Origin of the sequence: Nocardia sienata NBRC 100364, from assembly GCF_001613205.1 — a bacterium.
Taxonomy (GTDB): Bacteria; Actinomycetota; Actinomycetes; order Mycobacteriales; family Mycobacteriaceae; genus Nocardia; species Nocardia sienata.
In genome coordinates, this window is record NZ_BDBX01000039.1 from 1 (window position 1) to 16047 (window position 16047).

The following is a 16047-nucleotide window of genomic DNA, read 5'->3' on the forward strand; positions in this document are numbered from 1 at the left end:
ATTTCAGCGACTGGACTCAACCAGGGCTTCAATGGGGCAGGTTTTCTAGCTTAACCGTCCAGTGGCTCAGAGTCAAACTCCGCTCTTCGGCCGGTCCGCCAGGCGCTCCTCGTACTACCTCGTTGTCCCTGGTCCCTCCGGCTCGGCGTTTCCGCCTCGCTCCGGGCCCCTGGTCGGTGTCCGTGTCGCTCTGACGTTGAATAAGTTACGCGGCGGGGAACGCTACGTCAAATCGCCACTTCGGCAGGGCGTTTGCGCAGTTCAGAGGCTTGCGAGAAGGCGATCGAGTGGGCCGGATCGCCAAAGTGTGACCCAGCCCACCAAGATCAATTTCCCGAGGCCCGCCGGACACCCGCGAAATTCCGCTTGCCGCGGCGTAGGACCAGCCACTGTCCGTGCAGGTAATCGCCACTTTCGGGAGCCCAATCGAGGTCCTTCACGCGCTCGTTGTTGACCGACGCGCCCCCTTCGTTGACCGCTCGACGGGCCGCGCCACGGCTTTCGCACAGGCCGGATGCCACCAGAAGATCGACGATCGTGTCGTTGCCGGGCGCGACTTCGGCGACCTTCCCGTCGACAGCGGCCTCGCGCAGCGCCGCGGCCAGGGTCGGCTCGTCCAGATCCCGGAGCTCACCGCGGCCGAAGAGCGCCTGACTCGCCAGCTGCACCGAGCGGGTGTGCTCCGCTCCGTGCACCAGCGTGGTCATCTCCGCCGCCAGCCGGCGCTGCGCCTCGCGGGCATGCGGCCGCTCTGCGGTGGCCTGCTCCAATTCGGCCAGTTCGGCGCGGTCCAGGAAGGTGAACCAGCGCAGGTATCGCACGACATCGGCATCGGCGGTGTTCACGAAGTACTGGTACCAGGCGTAGGGGCTGGTCAGCTCCGGGTCCAGCCAGAGGCTCCCACCGCCGGTGGACTTGCCGAACTTCTTGCCGTCGGCGGAGGTCACCAACGGCACCGTCAGCGCGTGGACGGCGGCACCATCCACCCGCCGGTTCAGTTCCACGCCGGCGATGATGTTGCCCCACTGATCCGAGCCGCCGACCTGCAGGACACAGTCGTGCGTACGGCGCAACTGCAGGTAATCGTTGGCCTGCAAAAGCATGTAGCTGAACTCGGTGTAGGAGATGCCCTCCCCGTCCAGGCGCCGTTTGACGGTGTCGCGGGCGAGCATCACGTTGACCGAGAAGTGCTTGCCGATATCTCGCAGGAAATCGATCGCGCTCAGCGAGCCCGTCCAGTCCATGTTGTTCACGATCAGCGCGCCGGTCGGTGAATCGTCCAGGTCGACGAAGCGCTCGAGCTGCGAACGGATCCGATCCGCCCAGGCGGCGACGGTATCGGCGGAGTTCATCGTGCGCTCACCGACATCGCGCGGGTCACCGATCAGTCCGGTGGCGCCACCGGCCAGCACGATCGGCCGGTGACCGGCCCGCTGGAACCGTTTCAGCGCCAGCAGCGGCACCAGATGGCCGGCGTGCAGACTGGCCGCGGTGGGATCGAAACCGGCATAGAGATTGCGTGGGCCCGAGCCCAGCGCCTCCCGGAGCGCGTCGAGGTCGGTGGACTGCGCGATCAGCCCGCGCCAGGTCAGTTCGTCGATGATGTCGCTGCTCACGGCTCCATCTTCGCCTACGTCCGCAACCACATAACGCCCGGTGCGGCCATCGCCACCGCGGTGCGCCGACGTGGCGGAGAGCAGCCCGGCGAGCGGCGGGACCATTGCGCGAGACGGCACCGCGACAGCGCCCGCGCTCGGACGACCCCGGGAGTCCCGGTCGAGCCCGCAGGGTGTTCCGCCTGCCCGGCACGTGCGGGGAGCGAGGCCCGCGGCCGAGGCTACGAAGTGCGCCGGGACTTCGCGGCGGGACCGGTCGCCCCCTGGTGGTACCTGGCGCGCGACCGGCCCGGGGCGGCGGACTGCCGATCAGGCGGATTCATCGATACGCGGGGCGCGAGGGCTACGGCGGTAGGTGGAGACGGCCGGGGAGTCGGGCAGCCAGACGCGCCAGGGGCGATCGGCTTCGCTGCTCACCCCGACGCGCGGTCCGGCGGAGATCCGCGCCGGGTCGATCGGACGGCCCAGTTCCAGCCGGATCGGGGATCGGGGATCGAAGACATCGGTGCCGTAGTCGGCCAGGCCGATGCCGAGCGCGCTCCCCAGGTTGCCGGGGCCCTTTGCCAGGTCCGCTTCGGTACGAGCGCCCGGCCGGCGGCCGCGCACCGTCTCGTGACCGGCGACGATCTCGGCGGCCCGCAGCAGCACGCCGCTGGCCACACCGTCCGGTCCACTGATGATGTTGACGCAGGTGTGCATGCCGTAGCTCAGGTAGCAGTAGAGGTGGCCGGGCGGACCGAACATCACCGCGTTGCGCGGCGTCCGGCCGCGGCCGGAATGGGCGGCCGGGTCGTGCCAGGGGCCGGCCGGATCACCGCCGTATGCCTCGACCTCGACGATGCGGGCGCCGACCGGGCCCGACCACAGAATCGAGCCGAGCAGACGCTGGGCGGCGGTCAGCGGATCAACTGCCAGTTCCTCAGCACTCACGGCGTGGATTGTCGCAGCCCGCGCCGACCAGGTACCGCAGGGGCATGACCGGAGGAGATCCCCGGCACAGGTAAGCGGGGTCGACAAATCGATCACGCCCGGGTCTTGCGGGCCGGGACCGGTCGGCGAATAATTCATCGCATAATGAATTCAACACCCGATGAATAGGGGCCGACCATGCCCGATACCGGCGCGACCGCCGCGGTGGAGGTGCGCAACCTCACTGTTCGGCGCGGCAAACGCGAAGTGCTGCGCGATATTTCGTTGACCATTCCGCGCGGTTCGATCAGCGGGCTACTGGGCCCGTCGGGCTGCGGGAAGACCACGCTGATGCGCAGCATCGTGGGAACCCAGCTGGTGGCGGCCGGGGAGATCACCGCGCTCGGGCTACCCGCGGGCAGCGCGGCGCTGCGGCGACGGATCGGATATGTCACCCAGGCGCCGAGCATCTACGCCGATATCAGCGTGCGCGACAATGTCGCCTACTTCGCGGCGCTCTCCGGAGCCGGTCGAGACGCTGTCGACACCGCCCTCGGCGCGGTCGGGCTGCTCGACCATCAGTCACAGCGCGGCGACGAACTGTCCGGCGGACAACAGACCCGGGCCTCGCTCGCCTGTGCGCTGGTGGCCGGGCCCGAGCTGCTCGTTCTCGACGAACCCACGGTCGGCTTGGACCCGGTGCTGCGGGTGGAGCTGTGGAAACAGTTCCACGAACTGGCGGCGGGCGGGACAACCCTGCTGGTGTCGAGCCATGTGATGGACGAGGCCGAGCACTGCGACCGGTTGCTGCTCCTGCGCGAAGGCGATCTGCTGGCCCAACTGAGTCCCGACGAACTGCGGGAACACACCGGTGAACAGAACCTGGAACAGGCGTTTCTCGCCCTCATCACGATGGGAGCTCCGGTATGAGCGGGCAGCGCGCGGCATCGACCGCGGTCCCGGACGCCGACCGGTCCGGGTCCGGTGGGCCCTACTCGAGTGGACCCCGCCCCGGGCGGGCGTATCTGGCCACGACAACCCGGATTCTGCGGCAGCTGCGCAACGATCACCGGACGGTGGCGATGATCCTGGTGGTACCGGCCCTGCTGATGGCCCTGCTCTACTTCATCTACCGGGATGTTCCCACCCCGCCCACGCAGTCCGCGACCCCGTTCGACCGCATCGGGATCAGCATGCTCGGCATTCTGCCGTTCATCGTGATGTTCCTGATCACCGCGATCGCCATGCAGCGCGAACGCACCTCCGGAACGCTGGAACGACTGCTCACCACACCGCTGAGCAAACTCGACCTGCTCGGCGGATACGGCACAGCGTTCTCCCTCGCGGCCGCCGCGCAGGCGGCGGTGGCCTGCCTGGTGTCGTTCGGCCTGCTGGGTCTGGACGCCGCCGGGAATCCCGGATGGGTCGTGCTGATCGCGATGGTGGACGCGGTGCTGGGGGTCGCGCTGGGGCTGTTGTGCAGCGCGTTCGCCCGGACGGAATTCCAGGCGGTGCAGTTCATGCCGCTGGTGGCGGCGCCCCAGATCTTCCTGTGCGGCCTGCTGGTACCCCGCGCTCAGCTGCCGGACTGGCTGGAGGTGATCAGCAATGTCATGCCGCTCAGTTATGCGGTCGACGCGCTGCACGAAGTCTCGGTGCACACCGACCCGACCGGGTTGATGTGGCGGGACCTTGCGATCGTCGCGGCGTTCGCGGCGGTCGCCCTGTGCCTGGGTGCGGCCACGCTACGCCGCCGTACCGCATGAGCGCGGCGGAACCCGCCGACCCGCGTCCGACCCGGCCGGGCCGCCGTCCCGGCCGGTCCGGGACCCGGGACGCGATCCTCGCCGCCGCCCGGGAGCGGTTCGCGAAATCCGGATTCGACAAAACCTCCATCCGGGCGGTCGCGGCGGACGCCGAGGTGGATCCGGCGCTGGTACACCACTATTTCGGGACCAAGCAGCAACTGTTCGCCGCGGTGGTGGAACTCCCGGTGGACCCGGAGATCGTGCTGCGGCAGGTGGACGCGGTACCACTGGACCGGCTCGGCGAAACCATCGTCGCCGCGGTGGTGGGCCTGTGGGATTCCCCCGCGGGCGCCGGGGCGGTGGCGCTGGTCCGCAGTCTGGTGGCGAGTGGAGATACCTCGCTGGCTCGCGACTTTCTGCTGTCGGTGGTGCTGGAGCGGGTGCGGCAGCGCATCGCCACCGATACCGACGACGGCCGGCTCCGGGTGGCGTTGGCCGCCTCGCAGATGGCGGGACTGGTGATCTCCCGGAAGATCCTGGCGCTCCAGCCGGTGAGCGGACTGCCGCTGTCGCAGGTCGTCGCGGCCGTCGGGCCCACGGTGCAGCGCTATCTCACCGGTGATCTGGGTCAGGACTCGACCGCCACCGGTGAGCCCTGACCCGGAGCATCACTGCCCGTACTGGCGGGCGAAATCGGCGTGCTCGGCGTCGTCGACCGGCCGCGCCTCGTCGGCGAGCAGCACCGGGATACCGCTGTCGATCGGGTAGGCCAGGCGCAGTCGCGGGTTGTACAGCAGATCCGCGCCGTCGGCGGCGCGCACCAGATGCAGCTGACCTTTGTCCTGCGGGCACGCCAGCAGACTCAGCAGGGTGGGGTCCAGAATGGTTTCCTCCGACATGGGATTCAACCTACCGGTCGCCGGAACGAGATAGAGCGGTGGCCGAAGTAGCTGCCGACCGCGACCGTGCCCATCACCCCGACCGTGGCAGGCGCCCGGGGAAAACCGAGCACTGTGACAGCGAGTTCGAGCAGCACGGCGTTGGCTACCAGGCCGCCGCTGTTGACGGCGACGAACGCGGCGAAATCCCGCAGGACCCGGCCGCGGACCCGGAACACGAGGTTGCGCTGTAGAGCGAAGGCGATCCCGACACCGGTGGCGTACGCGGCGCCCACCGCCACCGACGGTGGCACGGTGGTCCCGAGCACCCACAACCACCCGACGGTCAGGCCGATCCCCATCGCCGTGTTCCCGGCGCCGACGACCGCGAAGGCGAGTTCCCGCCGACGCACGAGCCGGAGCAGCGGGCCCGGGTCGGCGGGTTCCGCGAGCGGGCTGTCGCGGGAGGTGGCCGGGTGCCCGGCGGAATCGGTCACGAGGGCGCGGCGACCGTATCCGGTTCGCCGGTGAACGGCTCGACGGGCGGCGTGGGCACCGGTCCGGCAGTCGGCGGACCCGCCGGTTCGGCAGACCGTGCAGCCGCCGGTTCGGCAGACCGTGCAGCCGCCGGTTCGGCGCGACGCCGGCGGCCGCGCCGGTGCTCGGTCGCCAGGACCGCCAGACCCAGCAGTCCGGCTGCCGCGAGCACGGCGCCGATCTTCCAGCCGGGCGGCCGCCAAGTGAGTTCCAGTTCGCCCCCGTGGGTGCCGGGCGGGATATCCACCGCGACGAAACTGTTCGCAACCACATCGATCGGGAGCTGCCGGCCGTCGAGGTGCGCGCGGTACCCCGGCCAGCCCAGCCGCGCGAAAACGACCCGGCCGCCGGCGGGCGAATCGACCCGGACCCGGCTGGTAGTAGCTGATTCGGCGGTGGCGCCGACGATGACACCGTCGGTATGGGCGACCCGGCCGGTGCGTCCCGAGACCGGGCCGGTTTCGCGTTCGAGGACCGCGATGTACCGCTCGTGCCCCGGATAGGCCACCCATTTCCACCCCGCGGGCGCGGGCTGCTCGGGCGCCCCGGGGAACAGCGCACGGTGCAGGACCACGCGGTCGACGAGCATCAGATCCACCGGGGCCCGCCCGGTCTCGGGTTCCGGTGCGAACGCCCGCCGATAGGCGTCGGGGCAGACGCTCACGTCCCAGCGCATGCACAGCAGATGGCCGAAATAGAAGTGACCGTTGGGGGTGTAGCCGCCCACATAGTCGACTTCCAGGTTCTTCGCGTAGTTACCGAAGGCCAGCGAACCGTAGGCGCCGTCGAGGGTGCGTTCGCCGGGGGCGATCAGTGCCCGGTCGCCCAGTTGCAGGGTGGTACCAGGGAAGTCGGGGAAAGCCGCCTTCATCTCCGACCGTTTCGTGGGCAGATTCCAGCTCATGGGTGTGGGCTGGGCCGCGTGCACCTGGAGATAGGCGATCGGTGCCACCGCGGCCAGCGTGAGCAGGCAGGCCGCGGCCCGCCCACGGGTCCGGCCCAGCCACACCACGACCGCCCCCAGCGCACCCACTCCCGCCGCGGCCACCAGGTGGCCGAGCACCTCCTCCGGCGCGGCCGCGGCGGAGCGTGCCAGCAGGAGGCCGATCAGTGCCGCGGCGGCGATACCGCGGCGGCGGGTTCCGGCCACCGAGCCGAACCGGCCGAGCAGGACGCACACGAGAACCAGCAGCGCCAGCGCGACCATCGGCAGTACGCGGGCCGGCCAGCGCAGCGGGCCCATGGTTCCGGGCCCGGCGGTCCACAGCAGGGTCACGACGGCGAACAGGGCGGGCCCGCTCAGCTCCCGCGCCGCACCCGCGGCGCGCTGCCAGTCGACGAAAGCCAGCGCCGGAATCAGGAACCAGGCGATATAGACCATGGGCAGCGGCTGCACATACCCCCACCAGGAGGTGAAGGCAGGCAATGTACTGGGCAGGCTGGCGTTCAGCGATTCCGACCACGGCACGGTCAGGAACTGGTCGTTGCGAATCTCCGACGCACCGCGCCAGGTGACATCCGCGGTGAGCAGACTCGGTAGATAGGTCGCCAGACCGGCCGCCGCGGCGCACCCGGCCACCAGGGCGAGCCGGACCACCGGCGCCCACTGCCGCCGGTACACGAATTCGCCGATGAGCACGGTGGCGAACAGCACGGCCGCTTCCACCGCGGGAAACACGTACTGCACCGAAATCGTCAGGTACAGGAAGACGAACACCGGGACGGGCCCCCCGCGACCGCGGGCGTAGCGCACACCCGACGCCCAGGCGTGCACCAGCCAGGCGGTGCCGGTGAACGCGGTCATCCAGCTGGCGGCGTCGAAGAACAGCAGGAATCCGCTACAGGGGAAGGCCACTCCGGCCACCGCCGACCAGGCCGGGCGGCCGCCGTAGGCCAGGCAGATCCGGTATACGCCGAGTCCCAGCACGACCGCGAACAGCAGTTTGACCAGCGTCGCGTACAGCGCGAGATCGTCCACCGAAACCGCGAGCAGATCGATCAGCAGCTGTGGCGGATTGAGTAGACCGGTTTCCTCGATCGCGTAGTTGCCGGCCAGCCAGTTCTCCGGCACCAATACCGGAAATCTCCCCTCCCGCAGGGCCCGGCCGGTCATCACCCACAGCGGCGCGTACTGGGACTCGGTGTCGTCGGTGTAGAAATGCCGGGAATTCGCCAGGAGGACAGCGAGATAGGCGGCGACCACCCCCGCCGCGCACACCAGACCCCATCGGAACACATCCCGCCGACTCTCGGCTCGACCATCCGCCACGGGTCCCAGACCCTACCGCCCACAGTGGGTTCCGCGGCCGGAACGACGCGCTTGCGAATCCGGCCCCATCGTCGGCACCGCACCTGCTAGAGTTCGCATTTCTCGGGCTCACCAGCGTCATCGAGACCCGGCACGCGTTATCCACCGTCGAAAGTCGATCTCGCCAATGCCGTTTTCTCCCAGCTTCGCGTCCGCCCGGGCCGCCGATCGGCCACCGGCGGCCCGCTCCGTCCCAGATCTCGCCACCGCGGCCCTACGACCCGGCACCGACTCCCCGCCCCAGGGCTTCGAATCCGATTCGCCCGGAGTGTGCGGTATTTCGGTTGTGGTGCCGGTGTACCGCGGCGAACAGACCGTCGCCGCCCTCGTTCGGGAATTGGCCGCACTGGGCGTGCCCACCGTGACGCCCGGCGGGATCGGCTTCCGCGTCGCGGAGATAGTGCTGGTACACGATCACGGTCCCGATCGCTCCGATCTCGTGCTACAGCGGCTGGCCCGCGAATACCCGCAGGTCCGAGTGATCTGGTTGAGCCGCAACTACGGACAGGACGCGGCCACCATCGCCGGGCTGGCCGCCGCTCGGGGTCGCTGGGTCGTGACCATGGACGAGGACGGCCAGCACGACCCCGCCTGTCTCGCCGCGTTTCTGGATGCCGCGTATCGCGAACGCGCCGACCTGGTCTATTCCCGGCCCACCAACACCCGGCCGCACGGGCCGCTGCGCAACCTGACCTCGCGCGGCGCGAAACTCGTACTGGCCACACTCTTCGCCTTCCCCGCCTCCACCAGATTCGAGAGTTTCCGGCTGATCCGCGGCGATATCGGGCGTCGGCTCGCCGAGGTCGCGGCCAACGGCGCCTATCTCGATGTCGCGCTGACCTGGGTCGTGGGCCGCACGGCGTCGGTCCCCGTGCTGTTGCGCACCGAGGGCCGGGCCGAATCCGGCTACAACTACCGGCGACTGTTCTCCCTGTTCTGGAAGATGGTGCTGTGCACCGGAACACGCGGTCTGCGCCTGGTGAGCCTGCTGGGTGTGACGCTGGCACTGGCCGGGGCGGTGCCGGCCGGCGTGATCATCTATACGGCGCTGACCGGTGACGGCGCCGACCCGGAGGGCTGGGCCTCTATCATCGTGGTGCTGCTGCTGTGCTCGGGGGCGGTGCTGTTCTCGCTCGGCCTCATCGCCGAATACCTCGGGGTGGTTCTGCACATCCTGGTCGGCAAACCGCTGTATCTGACGGTGGAATCACCGACGCCCCGGTCCCCGGAGGAGATGACGGCCGCGGCCGGGCACCGGCCCGCCGAGGCGGCGGCGCGGTGAGCGGGCGGATCATCTTCAGCCGGCCCTATCGGTCGGCCGCGGAACTGTCGAATGTGACCGCCGTTCTCGACTCCGACCACTGTCACGGTGACGGCCCGTTCACCGCCGCGGCCACCGCGAAACTCGCCGAGATCACCGGCGCCCGCCATGTGCTGCTGACCACCTCGTGCACCCACGCGCTGGAATTGGCCGCGCTCCTGCTCGAACTGGGTCCCGGCGACGAGGTGATCGTCCCGAGCTTCGCGTTCACCTCCACCGCCGCGGCCTTCGCGGTCCATGGTGCGACCTGCGTCTTCGTCGATATCGACAGCACCACCGGCAATATCGACCCCCAGGCCGCGGCGGCGGCTATCACCGATCACACCAAGGCGATCGTGGTCATGCACTACGGCGGCGTGGCCGCCGATATGGCCGCCCTGCAATACCTGGCCGACCGGCACGGTCTCGCGCTCATCGAGGACAACGCCCACGGCCTGGGCGGAACCTGGCGGGGACGCGCGCTCGGCACTCTCGGCACACTGGGTACCCAGAGCTTCCACGACACCAAGAACGTGCACTGCGGCGAGGGCGGCGCGCTGCTGCTCTCCGACGACATCCTGATGGGCCGCGCCGAGATCATCCGGGAGAAGGGCACCGACCGCGCCCGGTTCCTGCGCGGTCAGGTGGACAAATACTCCTGGCAGGACCTCGGGTCCAGCTATCTGCCCAGTGAGCTCAATGCCGCCGTGCTCGACGCCCAGCTCGCCGAATTCCACACCATTCAGCGCGCCCGGCACCGGGTGTGGCACGCCTATGCGGCCGGGCTGGGTTCCTGGGCGGCCGAGTGCGGGGTGGTGCCGATGTCGGTGCCACCGGACCGGCGCCATACCGCCCACCTGTTCTATCTGCGGATGCCGACCGAAGAGGCCCGCGACGGCCTCATCCGGCATCTCGCCGACCGCGGAATCGTGGCGCCGTTCCACTATGTCCCGCTCGACTCCAGTGCGGCCGGGCTCAAGTACGGCCGGACCCCCTATCCGTGCACTCGCAGCGCCCGGTTCGCGGCGAGCATTGTCCGGTTACCGCTGTGGCCCATGCTCACCCGCGACCAGATCCACCGGGTGCTCGACGCGGTCACCGCGTACCGGTGCTGAATAATACCGGGCCGGCGACGATCACAATCTGGTCGGGTCGGCCTCGTCGAGCACTTCGTAGGTTTCCGATTCCGGTTCGTACCACCAGGTGAGCGGGCCCGGCTGCGGCCCCCCGGCCGCCTTGACCGCGTGCGCCGACGGCCGGAAGGACGGGCTGCGCGCAATATCGTCGACGACATAGACGACGTCCGGGCGCTGGTCGGGCGCCAGCAAGCGCAGAGCTTCGGTGATATCGCCGGCGTCGAGCCGGAACCCCGGTCGTACGCTCACCGCCGCGACGGCGAGCACCCGGTCGCGCGCGGGCAGCGCGTAGGCCACCTCCATATCGACGGCGGCGATATCGTTGAGCACATCCACGATCGGCTGGGTGAACACCGGGCCGCGGCGGGTCCGGATCACGGTGTCGATCCGGTCGACCAGCCAGTAGTCGCCGTCGCTGTCGCGTCGGAAGAGATTCTCGGTGGGCAGCCAGGAGTCCTCCGGTTCGAAGACCCCGCGCAATCCGCCCAGCGACAGGTCCACGCTCGCCCCGGCCGAGCCGATCAGCAGCCCGACTTCATTATCGGCGCACCGCCTGGCATACCCGTTGTCGTCGACCTGGACCTGGCCGGAGACCGGATCATAGGCCACCAGTTCCACCCGTGCGGTCCCCGGCACCGGCCGTCCCTTGCAGCCGAATTTCACCCCCGGCACATTCGCCAGCACCACATCGCCCTCGATGGAGGCATAGAACTCGAGTACTCGGGCGGGGGCGAACTGCTCCACGGTGCGACGCCACAGGCCGGCGGGCATTCCCGAGCCGATGAACAGCCGGATCGGATGCGCGTGTCCCTCCGGGAAAACGTCCGCGTCGAGAATATCGCGCAGCATCGTCCACGTGTAGGTCACGACCGTAACCCCGTAGCGGTGGACTTCTTCGGCGAAGCGACCCGGGTCCAGGGACCGGGCCAGCGCGATCCGGCTCCCGCCGGCGATGGCTCCGCCCAGACTCACCAGCAGACCGGACGAATGGTGCAACGGCGCCAGGCAGTACACCGTGTCCTTGTGGTCGAGATCGGCCGCGGAAGCGGTACCGAACGCCGACAACGCCCACCGGTGGTTGGTGATGTATTTGATGTCCAGCCGGTCACCGGCGCCGGCGACCAGGATGAAGGCCAGTTCCCGCGCGCGTCCCGGGTTGGGGCGATACCAGCCCGGCACCCGGACCCGCTCGGGGTCGATCTGTTCGAGATCCACGACATCGGTGCCCGCGGGCACCGCCAGGCCGCGGGCGTCGCCGCCGCCGAGGACGAAAACCCGGGCCCCGGTGGCGACGGCGTGGTGCATGTTCTCCGGGTCCGAGACCAGCACCGTGGTCCCGGTCTGCGCGAGGGCGGTGTTCAGGTCGCTCTCGGGGGCCATGAGCACCGCGACGGCACCCAGACGCGACAACGCCGCCAAGGTCACCAGCGCGCTGGGCCGGGTCTCCATCACCACCCCGACCCGGGTGGCGGGCCGGATCCCGACCGAGATCAGGCCGCGCACCACATTGTCGATCCGGATATCGACAGCGGCATTGGTGTGCACCCGGTCGTCGAAGAGGAAGCATTCGCCGCGCGGCGACCGGCGGGCCTGTTCGGCCAGCAGCCGGCCGATGGAGATCCGGGTCGTCGATTCGATCGTGCCCAGACGGGTCAGCCTGGGCAAGGTGCGCGCCGCGCCCTCGACCACGCCCACCGATCCACGCAGCGTATTGGCGGCCAGATGTTCGAAAGTGCGGCCCACCTCGGCGCCGACCTCGGCCAGCGCAGCCGCGGTGTGCACGGCACGCCGCAGCGCCGTACGCGGCACTCCCTCCGCGACGTGGTCGGTCATCGGCACGATCTCTTCGGGCAGCGGATTTCCACCCTCGACCCAGCCCACCCAGTCGCGCACCTGTGGCCAGGTGAACTTGGTGGCGACCGATCCCGCGACCAATCCGAAATGCCCCGAGACCAGCGTCGACTCGTAGACCTCGGCGCGCGGCGCGGCGCGCACGATACCGCGCACCGCCGCGGGCTGGCCGATCTCGTCGACCTCACCGACGAAGGCCAGGATCGGACATTTGAGGTCGGCCAGCGAAATCGGCTGATCGCGGATGACGAAACCACCCAGCATCATGCGGTTGTGCACGACGAACTGTTTGAGCAGATCGGCCGCGGCGGGCCCGGCGTAGCCGATCCAGCCCTCGTTGGCCAGGAAGCGCCGCTGTCGTTCCTTCGGCAGCAGTGCCTCGCGGTCGTGCAGCTGGCGCAGGAAATCGATCCGGGCCTTGGCGGTCTTCACCGGGTCGAGGAGCTGGAACCCGATACGCACCATTCGATCGGTGATCGGCAGCCGGGGCACAACATGGTCGGCGGCGAAGTCCACCAGATCCGATACCGCGGCATGCGGTAGGCCCAGCGGCATCCCGGCCACGATATCGACGGGGCTGCCGAAGGTCACGATGCTCGCGATCCCCTTGCTCGCCCGGAAGGCCGCGGTCTGATAGGCGAACATACCGCCCTGCGAGTACCCCATCAGGTGCACATCGCGCCCGGTCGCGGCGCATACCGTGTCGATGGCGGTGTTGACCGCGAGTACATGGTCGGCGAGGTCCCGTTTCCAGCCGCCCTCCTCCACCGACGGCGAACCGAAATCGATGACCCAGCAGTCGATACCGCTGCGGTGCAGGATCCCGACCGCGCCGTCGTCGCCGTTGACGTCCCAGATATCGGCGTTGACCATGAGCGGCGGTACGAACAGCACCACCGGGCCGGAGGTCGGGGCCGCGGGGAAGTAGTGGCGCAGCCGGTACATGGGCCGTCGCTCGGCGATCTCGAACGGCGAGGACTCGGTATCCCTGCCCAGTCCGCCGAAACGGATCACCTCGAGCCCGTTCTGCGCGGTCGACATCACCCGCCGCGCCGTCCCCGCCAGACCTCGCACACTCAACTTCACGTTCCGCTCCCAGCCCTACCTGTGGCGTGGCATACCTCACAAACTCTGCGGTATGCCCAAAGCCTGCCATATCGCACCCCGTACCTGTGAGGTCCGTTGTGACATCTACATCATGTACCCGCCACCTCGGCGGAACCCCGCGCCCGCGCCGATAGGGTGAGGATCGTGACCGACCCGACCCTCCCACCCGCCACCACCGACCGGGAAACCCTGCCCGTCGAACTTGTCGACTCCACCGGCAATACGGTCGGGGCGTGCCCGGTGGCCGAGGCCCATCGCGCCCCGGGTCGCCCACATCGGGCGTTCTCGGTGCTGATCTTCGATACCGCGGGCCGGACCTTACTGCAGCAGCGCGCCCCCGGTAAGACTCGGTTCCCGGCACGCTGGTCGAATACGTGCTGCGGACATCCGGCCCCCGGCGTTCCCGTGATCGAGGCCGCCGGCATACGCCTGGCCGAAGAGATGGGTCTGCGTGTACCGCTGACCGAGGTCGGTGTCTACAGCTACCGGGCGGGTGACCCACGCACCGGGTTCGTCGAGGACGAATGGGATCACGTGCTGGTGGGTGTGCTCGACGATGCGCGACCGGAGCCGGACCCGGCCGAGGTCGCCGACTACCGCTGGATGCGCCCGGACGAGTTACGCACCCGGCTACGGGAAGACCCGGACGGGTTCAGTCCCTGGCTCGCCGGAGTACTGGAGATCGCCGCCGCCGGGCCGCCGGTTCCGGCCTGAGCCCGCAGCCGGTGCGGCACCGGATGTCGTCGACGACACCATGCTTCTACATCCCGGCGGAGCCCAGCGCCTGCGCGATACTGCCGAGAAAATCGGAAACAGCTATATAGGCCACCGCGAGTGCGACCAGTATGAATTCCATGCCGGCTTCATCGGCCGACAGCAACCGGCCGTTATCCCGGTCCCCTTACTTTGTCTCATCGCGTGGCCGGGGAGGTTGCCCGGTAGGCGACCGGGCCGGATATCCCCGGACCGGTCGTGGCGCTCGCTTATCGCGCAGCGTTCCGACCGGGTCCGCTTGGTGGCCGACTAATAGTCAGATGCGCATATCTATGTAGTCGAATCTTTCACTGTGAGCCGTCGAGGATGGCCTCGCTCGACGCACCACGGAACGATCGCGAGGCCGGCAACGGCGGCCGGGTCGCCTGGCGCGCGCGTACCGGTGTCGTTTCCGCGCCGGCCGGGCGGGCAGGCCGGTGCACCGGGGCCGGTCCCCGGACGACCGGCCGCCCGGCCGCCGGATCAGTCGAGCCAGCTCCGGATCTGCCCGGCGGCCGCGCGGATCTCGCCGAGCTGTTCGGCGACCCGCTCCCCCGCCGTCCCACCCCGGGCATTACGCGAGGCGACCGAGCCCGCCACCGTCAGCACCTCGCGGACCTGCGGGGTGAGCGCCGGATCGATCGCCGCGAACTCTTCGTCGGTCAGTTCGTCCAGCCCGACACCCCGCGCCTCGGCGGTGCGCACACAGGCGCCGGCCGCTTCGTGCGCCACCCGGAACGGCACCCCGTGCCGGACCATCCATTCGGCGATATCGGTCGCCAGGGTGAAACCGGCGGGCGCCAGCTCGGCCATCCGATCGGTGTGGAAAGTGAGGGTGGAGACCAGTCCGGCGATGGCGGGCAGCAGCAGTTCCAGCTGGGCCACCGAGTCGAACAGCGGTTCCTTGTCCTCCTGCAGGTCCCGGTTGTAGGCCAGCGGCTGGGCCTTCAGGGTGGCGAGGAGTCCGGTGAGGTTGCCGATCAGCCGGCCCGCTTTACCGCGGGTGAGCTCGGAAACGTCCGGGTTCTTCTTCTGCGGCATGATCGACGAACCGGTCGACCAGGCGTCGGCGAGGGTGATGTAGCCGAATTCCGGCGTACTCCACAGAATGATCTCCTCGGCCATCCGGCTGAGGTCGACCCCGATCATCGCCAGGACGAAGGCGGCCTCGGCCGCGAAATCCCGGGCCGAGGTGGCATCGATGGAATTGGCGGCCGCGGCGGTGAAATCGAGTTCGGCCGCGATGGCCTCGGGATCGAGGCCGAGCGAGGACCCGGCGAGCGCACCGGACCCGTACGGCGAGATCGCGGCCCGCTTGTCGAAATCACGCAGTCGGTCGATATCGCGTACCAGCGGATGCGCGTGGGCGAGCAGATGGTGGGCCAGCAGTACCGGCTGCGCCGCCTGCAGATGGGTTTTGCCCGGCATCACCGCGTCCGGATGCGCCGCGGCCTGATCGGCGAGGGCGTCCACCACCGTCAGCAGCCCGGCCGCGATACGCCGTACCGCGTCCCGCAGCCACATCCGGAACAGCGTGGCGACCTGGTCGTTACGGGAACGTCCGGCGCGCAACCGCCCGCCGAGCTCCGGGCCGACCCGCTCGATGAGGCCACGCTCGAGCGCGCCGTGCACGTCCTCGTCCGATTCCGCGGGCGCGAAGGCGCCGGATGCGACATCGGCGGCCAGCCGGTCCAGGCCGGCGAGCATGGCGCTCAGATCACCCTCCGACAGCAGCCCGGCCTTGTTCAGCACTCGGGCGTGCGCCTTGGAAGCGCGGATATCGTACGGCGCCAGCGCCCAGTCGAACTGGGTCGATTTGCTCAGCGCCGCCATCGCCTCGGCGGGACCGGAGGCGAACCGCCCACCCCACAACGCGCCTTCGTTGGTGCCCACTACCTCTCCCA

The 16047-nt window shown here is 69.4% G+C and carries 13 protein-coding genes; 6 read left to right on the forward strand and 7 right to left on the reverse strand.

The genetic code is table 11. The features are described 5' to 3' along the window. Window positions 1–326: 326 nt before the first annotated feature. Window positions 327–1616, reverse strand: a complete 1290-nt coding sequence (gene tyrS, locus NS4_RS21010; RefSeq protein WP_063061338.1) for a tyrosine--tRNA ligase — start codon at window positions 1614–1616, stop codon at window positions 327–329. Window positions 1617–1925: 309 nt separating this feature from the next. Continuing rightward, window positions 1926–2546 carry a DNA-3-methyladenine glycosylase gene (locus NS4_RS21015; protein ID WP_063061244.1) on the reverse strand — a complete coding sequence of 207 codons (621 nt, stop codon included), beginning with the start codon at window positions 2544–2546 and terminating at the stop codon, window positions 1926–1928. Between the two features lie 177 nt (window positions 2547–2723). Here NS4_RS21015 and NS4_RS21020 point away from each other — a divergent pair, with 177 nt between their 5' ends. From NS4_RS21020 to NS4_RS21030, 3 genes are read left to right on the forward strand one after another with little or no spacing between them, the layout of a single operon-like run. Then, the gene (locus NS4_RS21020; protein ID WP_063061245.1) at window positions 2724–3455 is read left to right on the forward strand and encodes an ABC transporter ATP-binding protein; all 732 of its coding nucleotides are present in this window, start codon (window positions 2724–2726) and stop codon (window positions 3453–3455) included. Continuing rightward, window positions 3452–4291 carry an ABC transporter permease gene (locus NS4_RS21025; protein ID WP_084487556.1) on the forward strand — a complete coding sequence of 280 codons (840 nt, stop codon included), beginning with the start codon at window positions 3452–3454 and terminating at the stop codon, window positions 4289–4291. The genes NS4_RS21020 and NS4_RS21025 overlap by 4 nt, the downstream gene beginning before the upstream one ends. After that, window positions 4288–4932 carry a TetR/AcrR family transcriptional regulator gene (locus tag NS4_RS21030; RefSeq protein ID WP_063061246.1) on the forward strand — a complete coding sequence of 215 codons (645 nt, stop codon included), beginning with the start codon at window positions 4288–4290 and terminating at the stop codon, window positions 4930–4932. The genes NS4_RS21025 and NS4_RS21030 overlap by 4 nt, the downstream gene beginning before the upstream one ends. A 9-nt stretch (window positions 4933–4941) precedes the next feature. Here NS4_RS21030 and NS4_RS21035 read toward each other — a convergent pair whose 3' ends face one another. From NS4_RS21035 to NS4_RS21045, 3 genes are read right to left on the reverse strand one after another with little or no spacing between them, the layout of a single operon-like run. Next, a complete protein-coding gene (locus NS4_RS21035) occupies window positions 4942–5172 on the reverse strand; it encodes a Trm112 family protein (protein ID WP_063061247.1) in 231 nt (76 codons plus the stop codon). Window positions 5173–5177: 5 nt separating this feature from the next. Then, window positions 5178–5648 carry a GtrA family protein gene (locus NS4_RS21040; RefSeq protein ID WP_063061248.1) on the reverse strand — a complete coding sequence of 157 codons (471 nt, stop codon included), beginning with the start codon at window positions 5646–5648 and terminating at the stop codon, window positions 5178–5180. Next, the gene (locus NS4_RS21045; RefSeq protein WP_245665601.1) at window positions 5645–7924 is read right to left on the reverse strand and encodes a hypothetical protein; all 2280 of its coding nucleotides are present in this window, start codon (window positions 7922–7924) and stop codon (window positions 5645–5647) included. Before NS4_RS21045 ends, NS4_RS21040 begins: the two co-directional genes overlap by 4 nt. Before the next feature lie 340 nt (window positions 7925–8264). Here NS4_RS21045 and NS4_RS21050 point away from each other — a divergent pair, with 340 nt between their 5' ends. After that, window positions 8265–9278: a glycosyltransferase gene (locus tag NS4_RS21050; RefSeq protein WP_063061339.1), complete on the forward strand. Its 1014-nt coding sequence runs from the start codon at window positions 8265–8267 to the stop codon at window positions 9276–9278. After that, on the forward strand, window positions 9275–10411 hold the full coding sequence (rffA, locus tag NS4_RS21055) for a dTDP-4-amino-4,6-dideoxygalactose transaminase (RefSeq protein ID WP_063061249.1): 1137 nt from the start codon (window positions 9275–9277) through the stop codon (window positions 10409–10411). The genes NS4_RS21050 and rffA overlap by 4 nt, the downstream gene beginning before the upstream one ends. A gap of 21 nt (window positions 10412–10432) precedes the next feature. Here the strand turns inward: rffA and NS4_RS21060 are convergent, their stop codons facing one another. Next, the gene (locus NS4_RS21060; RefSeq protein WP_084487558.1) at window positions 10433–13369 is read right to left on the reverse strand and encodes an AMP-binding protein; all 2937 of its coding nucleotides are present in this window, start codon (window positions 13367–13369) and stop codon (window positions 10433–10435) included. A gap of 165 nt (window positions 13370–13534) precedes the next feature. On the opposite strand from NS4_RS21060, the gene idi reads away from it, so the two are divergent. Continuing rightward, entirely contained in the window at window positions 13535–14104 is a 570-nt protein-coding gene (idi, locus tag NS4_RS21065) for an isopentenyl-diphosphate Delta-isomerase (protein WP_245665603.1), read from the forward strand. 522 nt (window positions 14105–14626) lie between these two features. Here idi and argH read toward each other — a convergent pair. Then, window positions 14627–16036 (reverse strand): argininosuccinate lyase, encoded by a 1410-nt coding sequence (gene argH, locus NS4_RS21070; protein WP_439955799.1) that lies wholly within the window; start codon window positions 16034–16036, stop codon window positions 14627–14629. Window positions 16037–16047: the final 11 nt, after the last annotated feature.

Coding starts and splice junctions, on each gene's coding strand:
- NS4_RS21035 (WP_063061247.1), bottom strand. CDS start 5,172: ATGTCGGAGGAAACCATTCTGGACCCCACCCTGCTGAGTCTGCTGGCG.
- NS4_RS21030 (WP_063061246.1), top strand. CDS start 4,288: ATGAGCGCGGCGGAACCCGCCGACCCGCGTCCGACCCGGCCGGGCCGC.
- NS4_RS21020 (WP_063061245.1), top strand. CDS start 2,724: ATGCCCGATACCGGCGCGACCGCCGCGGTGGAGGTGCGCAACCTCACT.
- NS4_RS21025 (WP_084487556.1), top strand. CDS start 3,452: ATGAGCGGGCAGCGCGCGGCATCGACCGCGGTCCCGGACGCCGACCGG.